Annotated in this window: 8 protein-coding genes; all 8 read left to right on the top strand. The window is 61.1% G+C overall.

Features of this window, described 5'->3' with window-relative positions; translation table 11 throughout:
* The first annotated feature begins 48 nt into the window (after positions 1-48).
* The 8 genes from KB449_RS28725 (at position 49) to KB449_RS28690 (ending at position 11,105) form a co-directional block, all read left to right on the top strand.
* Entirely contained in the window at positions 49-1,293 is a 1,245-nt protein-coding gene (locus KB449_RS28725) for an IS4 family transposase (protein ID WP_282906628.1), read from the top strand.
* 753 nt (positions 1,294-2,046) lie between these two features.
* Positions 2,047-3,513, top strand: coding sequence for a carbohydrate ABC transporter substrate-binding protein (locus KB449_RS28720; protein ID WP_282911629.1), 1,467 nt, complete (start codon positions 2,047-2,049; stop codon positions 3,511-3,513).
* A gap of 107 nt (positions 3,514-3,620) precedes the next feature.
* Positions 3,621-4,499, top strand: a complete 879-nt coding sequence (locus KB449_RS28715) for a carbohydrate ABC transporter permease (protein WP_282911628.1) — start codon at positions 3,621-3,623, stop codon at positions 4,497-4,499.
* A complete protein-coding gene (locus tag KB449_RS28710) occupies positions 4,500-5,396 on the top strand; it encodes a carbohydrate ABC transporter permease (protein WP_282911627.1) in 897 nt (298 codons plus the stop codon).
* 47 nt (positions 5,397-5,443) lie between these two features.
* On the top strand, positions 5,444-7,228 hold the full coding sequence (locus KB449_RS28705; protein ID WP_282911626.1) for a glycoside hydrolase family 35 protein: 1,785 nt from the start codon (positions 5,444-5,446) through the stop codon (positions 7,226-7,228).
* A 422-nt stretch (positions 7,229-7,650) separates the two neighbouring features.
* Positions 7,651-9,099, top strand: coding sequence for an alpha-L-fucosidase (locus KB449_RS28700; RefSeq protein WP_282911625.1), 1,449 nt, complete (start codon positions 7,651-7,653; stop codon positions 9,097-9,099).
* A gap of 61 nt (positions 9,100-9,160) precedes the next feature.
* A complete protein-coding gene (locus tag KB449_RS28695; protein ID WP_282911624.1) occupies positions 9,161-10,621 on the top strand; it encodes an arylsulfatase in 1,461 nt (486 codons plus the stop codon).
* Positions 10,622-10,709: 88 nt separating this feature from the next.
* The gene (locus KB449_RS28690; RefSeq protein ID WP_282911623.1) at positions 10,710-11,105 is read left to right on the top strand and encodes a hypothetical protein; all 396 of its coding nucleotides are present in this window, start codon (positions 10,710-10,712) and stop codon (positions 11,103-11,105) included.
* Positions 11,106-11,216: the final 111 nt, after the last annotated feature.

Raw genomic sequence — 11,216 nt, 5'->3', positions numbered from 1 at the left:
AAAGGGGTCGACGTGTATCCACACATCCCTTTAGCTTAGGAGACCAGCGTGGATATCATAACTCAAAATACCGTCATATCGCAATTGTTTTCTTTGCTTCCATTTGATATGGATCATAAGTGTTCCTTTTTCGACCACGGTGCTAAAAAGCTTACTGTCGCTAAGACGATGGGGCTGCTCGCGATTGCGGTTATGGCCAAATGGCCCTCTTACGACGCGATTTCCATGCAAGTGCGTGCCAACCCTTATTTGCAGCAGGCGCTGGATTTAAAGCAAATTAGCGCTTCTCAACTCAGTCGTAAGTTTAATGAGATTCCGACGGAATTCTTTCAGACACTTTTCGCGCAGTTGGTCGTGGAGCGCCAGTGTCCGGTCGAGCCTAAAAGCGGTATTTCCAAGAAGATTGGGAAGCTCGGCATCATTGATTCGACGTCGATTCACGTTCCTTACTCGGTACACGATTTCGCCAAGCTTTCCGTGTTCGACAGCAGTGTAAAAATGCACCTGCGAATCGTAGCGGCTTCGCCCGACGAGGTCTATCCGGATCATATGATTCCATCGACGCGCAATTATGACGACCGGGAAGTGGCCGTATCGATGGTCACCGATCCCGATCTCACCTACGTCATGGATCGTGGCTACGTGAAGTATGAGACGATGGACCAATGGGTCCATGACAACGTACGTTTCGTGATGCGCATCAACCATAACATGAGCATAACCCTGCTGGAACAAAGGGAAGTGCCTCATGCATCACCGATCCTTCTAGACGCCATCGTTCGGCTCGGCCGCGGGTCCAAGCGTATGAAAGGTGCTTTGCGGGTGGTTGAGTTTCTCGACGACAAAGCGCGCCGTTATCGTCTGGCCACCACGCGTTTCGATCTGACGGCCGAGGAGATCGCGGATATTTACCGCCGTCGCTGGTGGATCGAGTTGTACTTCAAATGGATGAAGCAACATCTGAAGTTGACGAAGCTGTACAGCACCAAGGCGCAGGGGATTTGGAACCAGTTGTTTCTCGCCTTGATCTGCAGCTTGCTCCTCCTAAAGCTTCAAGAAGAGCAAGGTTGGCGTCAGCGAACTTGGAAAGTGCTGCAGGCTGTAAACGCATACTTGATGCGGGCATGGACTGAGCTATGTGAAGAGATGAACCGTGAAGCAAGCCGTCATTCTCGGGGACGACAGCGAGCGAGCAAACCAACTACGCGCGACTCGCCCCCTGAAAGCCGCGTTGGATGGATTAAAGAAAGAAATTCGAATCCAAGAAAACGGAAGCCGCGAAAGAAGACATAAATTCCTGAAAATGGATACTCACGTCTACATCTAAGTAGAGCTCAATCTTTTCGCATTGTCGAGCAAAATCGCGAATGTAAAAATATACATCATTCGTATTTTTCATACATTTTACAACTTGAGCTGGTTGGATGTCAGGGTTTATGCAAGGCTAGTGCAAGACATGTGCATGAGGAAGATGGCCCAACTAACCAATCTCTGTGCCTTGCCCAAACCGCACGATTTTTGTGCGATTCCGCGCCACACCACCTGCTGTGGAGGCAGGGAAAGCGAGTTACTGAGGGCCAACCGCGAGCAACGCTCAGAACCGCACAAAATTTGTGCGGTTCCCCCTCACCTCATGTGCGACGGAGGCAGCCAAGACGAGTTACTCGAGGCCCACCGCGAGCAACGTGCCCAAACCGCACATTTCTTGTGCGGTTCCGCTCGACCGAAGCTGCTGCGGGCTGCGGCACATCGAGGAACACCGGCGACCCATCCGCTCCGTTCCACCTAGCTTCCGCTTCGGCCCCTGGCACCCCCGATGCCCGGCGTTCAACGCTTCGGACCGCCATAGCCAAGACAAACCAATGTAAGCTTTAAGCGGTTGCAAACCTGGACGATTTTAAGATTGCGCTTTCAGGCAAATCTCCATGTCATGAAACGCTACATGCGAATCCCATAATATTCTCCATGCTTCTCATTCGAATCGTTCATATGGCGCCAGACCCCATGCACGTATAATGAAGCCATCTCATCCGAGGGGGTCCAGAAATGAGTCCAAAGAAATGGTTGACCGCCGTCGGCGCGTCTGCGCTGGCTGTGTCGATGCTGGCAGGCTGCGGTTCGAACGGCAACGACGGCAACGGAAACGCCAACGGAGCAGCTTCGCCGAGTGCCGGCGCATCGTCAAATGCAAGTGCATCCGCTAGTGCCGATGCATCCGCTTCGCCGAGCGCGGCAGGCGCCAAGACGTTCGAGAATACCGAACTGAACATCGCCGTCTTCCAGGGCGGTTACGGCCGCGAGTACTGGGACAGGATCGCCGAAGACTTCATGAAGGACTATCCCGGCACCAAGATCAACATCACCGCGAGTCCGAAGATCGCCGAGCTCGTCCGCCCCAAGGCGGTCGCCGGCAATCCGCCCGACTTCCTGTACATGGCGGGCGGCGACAACGTGCCGTTCCTCAACGGCCTGATCAAGGACAACGCGCTCCTCGACCTGACCGATCTGTTCAACGAGCCGGCCGCGGACGGCGGAGCGCCGCTGAAGGACAAGATTCTCCCGGGCGTGCTTGAATCCCGCGCCATGTCGCCGTACGGCGACGGCAAGGTGTACCTCGCGCCGTACAACTTCGGCGTGCTGGGCTTCTGGTATAACAAGGACCTTGTCGACAAGAAGGGCATCGAGCTGCCGAAGACGTGGGACGACTTCTTCGCCGCGAACGCCACGGCCAAGGAAAACGGTCGCGCGCTGTTCACCTACCAGGGCCTTTATCCGGGCTACCTGGAGCAGATCATCGTTCCGTCCATCTACAGCTACGGCGGGCAAGAAGCGCTTGACCAATTTTTCAACTACGATCCGCAGTTCTGGAAGAGCGAGACGTTCAAGAAAGTATGGGGCATCCTCGAGCGCATCGCGACGGACGACAACGCCCTCATGAAGGGCACGGTCGCGCTGAATCATACGCAGGCGCAGACGTCGTTCCTGCAAGGCAAAGCGATGTTCATCCCGAACGGCACGTGGTTCGAGGACGAGATGAAGGACGCGCCGCGCGAAGACGGCTTCCAGTTCGGCTTCCTCGGCGTGCCGTCGGGCCAAGCCGGCCAGCCGCCGCTCGCGATGACGAACGTCGAGCAGATCGCGATCCCGGCCAAGGCGAAGAACCCCGAGCTGGCCAAGGAATTCCTGCGTTACCTGTACTCGGACAAGAGCGTCCAACTGAACGCGGAGACTTCCAAAGGCGTGCTCGCCGTCAAAGGCGCGCCGGACCTGGGCAAGGCTTTCCTTTCCGAGACGACCTACAATGTCTACAAAGCCGTCGACGGCGGCATGGTCGCCGTGAACGGCACGTTCAAAGCCGTCGCCAAGGGCAGCAAGTACAACCCGTCCGACGAAGTTTACAAGCCGATCTCTTCCATCATGAACAAGCAGATGACCATCGAGCAGTACGGCGACAAGCTGTTCAAGATCTACGAGGACATTCAGAAGGAGCTCAAGGCCAGCGGCGGCGAATGACCTCGCCCGGCACAACGGACTCCTGAAGAAGCGGAAGGCCTGCCGCGCATGACCGGCGGGCTTTCCCCGTTCTTGGGGGCAGACAGGAAGGGGATTTGGACATGACGATGAAAACAAGACGTGGCTGGTTCATCGCCGCCTGCCTTCTCCCGGGGCTCGCGATGTACCTCCTGTTCAAAGTATATCCGGCCGTGCAGGTGTTCCAGAAGTCGCTGTACCTCTGGACCGGCGTGGCCGACAAGCCGAAGTTTATCGGGCTGCAGAACTTCCGGGATATGTTCCATGACGACGCATTCCTGCTGTCGGTCCGCAACACGGGGCTGCTCATGCTGGTCGTCCCGGTCGTCACCTTGCTCATCGCGCTCGTCAACGCTTCGATCCTCACGCAGAGCAAGCTGCGCGAGCGAGGTTTCTACCGCACGGTCTTTTTCTTTCCCAGCATCCTCTCGTTCGTCGTCATCGCGATCCTTTGGTCGTTTATCTACCACCCGACGATGGGCTTCGTCAATTCGGGCCTCGAAATGCTGGGCCTCGGCGACTGGGCGCTGCCCTGGCTCGGCGATCAACGAACGGTGCTGTGGGCGCTCGCGGTCACGCTCGTCTGGCAGGCGGCCGGCTACTACATGGTTATGTACATGGCGGGCATCGACAGCATCTCGCCCGACCTGTACGAGGCGGCCTCGATCGACGGCGCGACGGCGTTCCAGAAATTTTTTCACATCACCGTCCCGATGCTCTGGGAGATCATTCGCGTGACGATCATTTTCAGCATCAACGGCGTGCTCACGATCAGCTTCGTCCTCGTCGCCGTCATGACGGCGGGCGGTCCGGACCGGCATTCGGAGGTCGTCATGACCTACCTGTACGGGCAGGCGTTCACCAACTCCAACTTCGGCTATGCGATGGCGATCGGCGTATTCATCTTCGTCGTCTCGATCCTGCTGGCCTTCATCAGCAATCGCCTGACGCAAAGGGGGTCCCACTAAATGGCCGGCTACTCCGTTTCCCCTGCATCGCCTGCATCTCCTACTTCCTTGGCGCAGCCGCGCAAGCCGGGCTTCTCCTTCGGACGGCTCCTGTTGCGCATCTTCCTGATCGTCCAGGCGCTCGCCGTCGTGTATCCGATCCTGTGGAACGTTCTCGCCTCCTTCAAGACGAACGAGGAGGTCATGGAGAGCCCCTGGAGCCTGCCGACCTCGCTGCAATGGGATAACTACTCCCGGGCCTTCAAGGCCGCGCGCATCGGCGACTATATGTTCAATTCGGCGTTCGTCGTCATCCTGTCGATCGCGATCCTGCTGCTGGCCGCCATGCCGACCGCCTACGTGCTCGGCCGCATGCGGTTCCGGGGGCGCGCGTTTCTGACCAACTTCTATATGGCCGGACTGTTCATCGGGAGCGTCTACATCATCGTGCCGCTGTTCATCCTGATGAACCAGATGCACATGCTCGACAGCCGTTTCTGGCTCAGCGCGGTCTACGCGACGGGCACGCTGCCTTTCGCCGTCTACCTGATGACCGGCTTCATGAAGGCGATCCCGCACGACTTCGAGGAGGCTGCGATGATCGACGGCTGCGGCTACTTCGGCACCCTGTTCAAGGTTATTCTGCCGATGACGCGCCCTGCGATCATTACCTTGTTCGTGTTCAGCTTTTTCGACTTCTGGAATGAGTACGTGCTCGCCATGACGCTCATCACCGACGACGCCAAGAAGACGGTGCCGATCGGCCTCTCCAACCTGATGCAGATTCAGCAGTTCGCGACCGACTGGGGCTCCTTGTTCGCCGCGCTCGTCATCGTGCTCATCCCGACGGTCATCGTCTACGGCCTGCTGCAGAAAAAGCTGACGGAAGGTATGATGATGGGAGGCGTCAAGGGCTGATTCGCGGCGGGGAAGATCGTGATTATGGGAAATGAAAGAGGTGTACGATGGCGACATTTACAGTATCGGGCAATCAGTTCGCGTACGAGGGCCGTCCGGTCAGACTGCTGTCCGGCGCGATCCATTACTTCCGGGTCGTGCCCGAATATTGGCGGGACCGGCTTCTTAAGCTCAAGGCGTGTGGGCTAAATACGGTCGAGACATACGTCGCTTGGAACGTCCACGAGCCAGAAGAAGGACGCTTCGTCTTCGATGGCATCGCGGACCTTGAGTCGTTTGTCCGGCTTGCCGGCGAGCTGGGGCTGCACGTCATCGTGCGGCCGAGCCCTTATATTTGCGCGGAGTGGGAGTTCGGCGGGCTGCCGGCCTGGCTGCTCGCGGACGACAACATGCGGCTGCGCTGCTACGACAAAGCGTACCTGGCCAAAGTGGACGCCTACTTCGACGAGCTGCTGCCGCGGCTGCGCCCGCTGCTCTGCACGAACGGCGGTCCGATCGTCGCGCTGCAGATCGAGAACGAATACGGCAGCTACGGCAACGACAAGCAGTATCTCGAATACGTGCGGGACGGGATGATCGCGCGAGGCATGGACGTGCTGCTGTTCACGTCGGACGGGCCCGAGGACCATATGCTCCAGGGCGGCATGATCGACGGCGTGCTCGCGACGGTCAACTTCGGCTCGCGCGCGGCGGAGGCGTTCGCCAAGCTGCGCGAGTATCAACCTGAGGGGCCGCTCATGTGCATGGAGTTCTGGAACGGCTGGTTCGACCACTGGATGGAGCCGCATCAGTCTCGCCCGGCTTCCGAGGTAGCGGAGACGCTGGAGGAGATGCTGGGCGAGGGCGCTTCGGTCAACTTCTACATGTTTCACGGCGGGACGAACTTCGGCTTCCTGAACGGAGCCAACCATATCGCGAGGTATGAGCCGACCGTGGGCAGCTACGACTACGACACGCTGCTGAGCGAATGCGGCGAGCCGACAGCGAAGTTTTATGCGACGCGCGAGGTGCTGGCGCGTTATGTCGAGCTGCCACCGCTTGAGCTGCCGGAGCCGCTGCCGAAACGGGCGTACGGCGAAGTGGCGATGACGGGGGCCGCGCCGCTGTTCGCGCAGCTGGATGCGCTGTCGACGCCCGTGCGACGGCCGTGCCCGGAGCCGATGGAGAAGCTTGGGCAGGCGTACGGGTTTATCTTGTACACGGTGCAGGTAACGGGGCCGCGCAGCGGCATGGAGCTCATCCTGCAGGAGGTGCGCGACCGTGCGCTCGTGTTCGCGGACGGCGTCTATGTGGGGGCCGTGGAGCGCTGGGCGCCGGCGGGCATCCCGCTGGAAGTGCCTGCTGCGGGCGTGCGGATCGACATCCTCGTCGAGAACATGGGGCGCGTCAACTACGGCCCGCTGCTGCGCGATCCGAAGGGCATCACCTGCGGCGTGCGGCTGGGCAATCAGTTTCTGTATGACTGGGAGATTCGCTGCCTGCCGCTGGCGGAATTGGGCGGGCTGACGTTCGGCGATATCGGCGTCGACGCTTCGGACGGATCGGTTGAGCCCGTTCGCCCGTCGCAGCTGCAATCGCAGCCGACCTTTTACCGCGGCATGTTCCGCGTTGAAGAGCGCGCGGACACGTTCCTGCGCCTCGACGGCTGGACCAAGGGGCAGGCGTTCCTGAACGGCTTCAACCTGGGCCGCTACTGGGAGGCGGGGCCGACACGCACGCTGTACGTGCCCGCGCCGCTCCTGCGCGAGGGGGACAACGAGATCGTCGTGTTCGAGCTGCATGGCACGGTCGCCCCCGTCGCGACGCTGACGGACCGAGCGGATTTGGGCTAGGGTTGGGGCGCGGGCTGCCAAGGCGCTGAGAGCCGAGACAGAGGCGGCGTGGGCGCCCGAAGCCTGCCTTCCGCGGCGGTACACGGCGCATAGCGCAAAATCGCGCTATGCTGAGGCCAATCGCCCGCCGACCGCGTCGCCGAAGGCTGTCGTCCGCGGCAGCACACGGCGCATAGCGCAAAATTGCGCTAATCTGAGGCCAATCGCCCTCCGACCGCGTTGCCGAAACCTGCCGTTCGCGGCAGTACACGCGCATAGCGCAAAATTGGAAAAATTGCGCTATTTTCATCGCTAAACTCAACCAGAAACATTACCATAGCCCGACGCTGCGGCTCTCCGCAGAGAAGTCTCAACTAGAAACCAACCGCGCACGTTCACGGATCACCCGCAATCCAATCCAACCATGAGAGGAGCAGCATCAGATGCCCGTATCCGCTGTCCAGGCCGCGCAGGTTCGGCCTTCGACTAGGCAACTCGCATGGCAAGAATTGGAGTTTTATGCCTTCATACACTTCTCCATGAACACGTTCACGGACAGGGAGTGGGGAGACGGCACCGAGGCCCCGTCGCTGTTCGACCCCTCCGCGCTTGACGCCAGGCAGTGGGCGCGCGCCGTTAAGTCCGCCGGCATGAAGGGTCTCATCCTGACCTGCAAGCACCATGACGGCTTCTGCCTGTGGCCGAGCGCTTGCACCGAACACTCCGTGCGGCGCAGCCCCTGGCGCGACGGCGGCGGCGATCTCGTGCGCGAAGTCGCGGACGCCTGCCGCGAGGAGGGGCTCCAGTTCGGCGTTTACCTGTCGCCGTGGGACCGCCATGAAGCTTCGTACGGCGATTCGCCCGCCTACAACGCCTATTTCCTGAACCAGCTTCGAGAGCTCCTCACCGGTTACGGCGAGGTGTTCTGCGTCTGGTTCGACGGCGCGTGCGGCGAGGGGCCCAACGGCAAGCGCCAGGTTTATGACTGGGACGCCTACTATGCCTTGATCCGCGAGCTGCAGCCCGGCGCGGTCATCTCCGTCTGCGGACCGGACGTGCGCTGGTGCGGCAACGAAGCCGGCCACACTCGGCCGTCCGAATGGAGCGTCGTCCCCGCATCGATGCGGGACAACGAGAAGATCCAGGCCAAGTCGCAGCAGGAAGACGACGGCGGCGCCTTCGCGACTCGCGTCAACACCGAGGACGACGACCTCGGCAGCCGCGCCGTGCTCGCCCTGGCGGATGAGGCGGTCTGGTATCCCGCGGAGGTCAACACCTCGATCCGGCCGGGCTGGTTCTACCATGCCGCCGAAGACGACCGCGTGCTGACGCTGGCGCAGCTCGCGGACCTGTACGAGCGGACGGTCGGCGGCAACGCATCCTTCCTTCTCAACATCCCGCCCGACCGCCGCGGCCTCGTTCACGAGCGCGACGCCGCGCATCTCGCCGAGCTCGGCGCATGGCTTGCGGCCGCCTACGGCGACGACCTGGCGGCCGGCGCGATCGCGACGGCATCCGCCGAATCCGATCCCGAGCATGGCGCCTCCCGCGCGGCCGACGGCAGGACCGATACGTACTGGTGCCCGCCCGAAGGCACCGAGCAAGCCGCGCTCGAGATCGATCTGGGCGCCGATCGCAGCTTCGACCGCATCGTGCTGCGCGAGCAGATCCGCGAGGGCCAGCGCGTCGAGCGCTTCCGCCTGGACGCCTGGCGCGAAGGCGGCTGGCAGCCGCTCGCCGAAGGCACGGTCATCGGCGCTAAGCGGATCTGCCGCGTGGCCGCGACGAGCGCGCGCAAGCTGCGGCTGCTCATCGACGAGTCCCGCTATCAACCGACGATCTCGGCGTTCGAAGTTTATAAAGCCGGCGAAGCCGCCCTGTTCTCCATGTGAGGATAGGGATTTTTCGCTTCCATCCCATCCATCCGTTTTCCTAATGAGAGGAGCTTCGTTCATGAACCCGCCCAACCTGCTGCTGATCACCGTGGACCAGATGCGCTTCGACTGTTTGAGCGCGCTCGGACACCCCGTCGTCGAGACGCCGAACCTGGATGCGATGACCAGCAAAGGCGTTCTTTTCCCGCAAGCCTACTCGGCCGTCCCGTCCTGCATCCCCGCTCGGGCGGCCATCATGACCGGCATGAGCCAGCGATCGCACGGGAGGGTCGGCTACCAGGACCAGGTACCGTGGCGCTATACGCATATGCTGGCGGGCGAGCTCGCGCAAGCGGGCTACCATACGCAGTGCGTCGGCAAAATGCACGTCTATCCCGCTCGCAACCTGTGCGATTTCCACAACATCGTCCTGCACGACGGGTATCTTCATCATAATCGGGACAAACGCGACACCCCGTTCGCAGAGCACTTCGATCAGGTAGACGATTATATGCGGTGGCTTCGGCGGGAAGCGGGGACGGAGGCGGACCTGACGGACCTGGGCCTGGATTGCAACGCTTCGACCGTCGGTCGCCCGTGGCATCTGCCTGAGGCCTTGCATCCGACCAATTGGTGCGTGACGGAGTCGATCGACTTTCTCCGGCGGCGCGACCCGTCGAAGCCCTTTTTCCTGTGGTCGTCGTTCGTACGGCCGCATTCGCCGCTCGATCCGCCGCAGGCCTACTTCGACCTGTACAAGGATCTGGAGCTGCCGGTGCCGCCGATCGGCGACTGGGTCGACAAGGAGGCTGCCGCGCTGGCTGGCGGCGCAGACCCGACATCGACCTTCGGGCGTCTGCCGAAGCGCAGGCTGGACAGGGCGCGGGCCGCTTATTACGGCCTCATCACGCATCTGGACGATCAGATCGGCCGGCTGCTGCAGGCGCTGGGCGAGTATGGCGTGCTGAACGATACGCTCATCCTGTTTACGTCCGACCATGGCGAGCTGATGGGGGACCATCTTGCGTTTCGCAAGTCGCTCCCCTATGAGGGCAGCGCCAAGATTCCGCTCATCCTCTGGGATCCCGGAGGCCGGTTCGGCCTGGCCGCAGGCAGCCGTCCCGACACGGTCGTCGAGCTGCGCGATATCATGCCGACGCTGCTCGAAGCGGCGGGCGCGCCGATTCCGGCCTCCGTTGAGGGCGCGAGCCTGCTCGGACCGGCGAGAGGAGAAGCGGGAGCCCGGCGTTCCTACCTGCACGGCGAGCACGCATACGGCGACCGGTCCAACCACTTCGTGACGGACGGCCGGGAGAAGTATATTTGGTTTTCGCAGAGCGGCGAAGAGCAGTTCTTCGACCTGACGGTCGATCCGGCCGAGCTCGTCGACAGGGCCGGCGACCCGGCGCGGGCAGACCGCGTGGCGCTATGGCGGGAACGGCTCGTCCGCGAGCTGGAGGGACGGGAGGAAGGCTATGTCATGGAAGGACGATTGGTAGCGGGCAGAGAGCCGCGCGCCTGTCTGTCTCACATTTTATAGTCCGACAGAATCGGGTATGCCATAATAAACATATGAATAAACGGCTGCCAGCTGGGGGCCGATTCTCGTCGGTGAAAGGGTGAACGTCATGCGCGTCATTCCCGCTTCTCGAAGCAAGCAGTGGCTCTCCTGGGGCGCGACGTCCTGGCTCGTCACGACACTGCTGTTTTGGCTCATGCGGTTCGTCGTGCTGGGACAGTCATGGACGGTCGTACACGCTTTCCGCTTTCTGCTGGTCGCCTTAGCCGTAAGCGCGTTCGCGGCTATATCCGGTTGGCTCGGCGCACGGTGGCTGGCCTTGTCGGTCCTATCGGGAAACTTGCTCGGTTTGCTGTTCATGGCGTTCGTTTCGCGCGGCACGGGCTGGGAAGATCTCTCGAGTCTGCTCTTATACATGGAGCTGCTTGGGCTTGGGTTGGTAGTCGGTATCGTTCTGGAGTTGGTGCTGTTGCTCAGGGGCAGGGCGGGACCCCGGGGCGGATGAGGGTCTGCGAACGCGCCGCTCAATATGAACCATTACCGTCAGGGAGATTACCCCTGGCGGTTTTTGCTGCGACTTTGCGCAGCGTTATAGGGTCCCAGGTCGTCAAACCGC

Origin of the sequence: Cohnella hashimotonis (genome assembly GCF_030014955.1) — a bacterium.
GTDB classification, from domain to species: domain Bacteria; phylum Bacillota; class Bacilli; order Paenibacillales; family Paenibacillaceae; genus Cohnella; species Cohnella hashimotonis.
Note: the sequence above shows the minus strand (reverse complement) of the source record. Positions and strands in the feature narration are given on the sequence as shown.

What these genes read in the sequence shown, in the direction of transcription:
- KB449_RS28695 (WP_282911624.1), top strand. Translation starts at nt 9,161, where the DNA reads ATGAACCCGCCCAACCTGCTGCTGATCACCGTGGACCAGATGCGCTTC.
- KB449_RS28715 (WP_282911628.1), top strand. Translation starts at nt 3,621, where the DNA reads ATGAAAACAAGACGTGGCTGGTTCATCGCCGCCTGCCTTCTCCCGGGG.
- KB449_RS28700 (WP_282911625.1), top strand. Translation starts at nt 7,651, where the DNA reads ATGCCCGTATCCGCTGTCCAGGCCGCGCAGGTTCGGCCTTCGACTAGG.
- KB449_RS28690 (WP_282911623.1), top strand. Translation starts at nt 10,710, where the DNA reads ATGCGCGTCATTCCCGCTTCTCGAAGCAAGCAGTGGCTCTCCTGGGGC.
- KB449_RS28720 (WP_282911629.1), top strand. Translation starts at nt 2,047, where the DNA reads ATGAGTCCAAAGAAATGGTTGACCGCCGTCGGCGCGTCTGCGCTGGCT.
- KB449_RS28705 (WP_282911626.1), top strand. Translation starts at nt 5,444, where the DNA reads ATGGCGACATTTACAGTATCGGGCAATCAGTTCGCGTACGAGGGCCGT.
- KB449_RS28710 (WP_282911627.1), top strand. Translation starts at nt 4,500, where the DNA reads ATGGCCGGCTACTCCGTTTCCCCTGCATCGCCTGCATCTCCTACTTCC.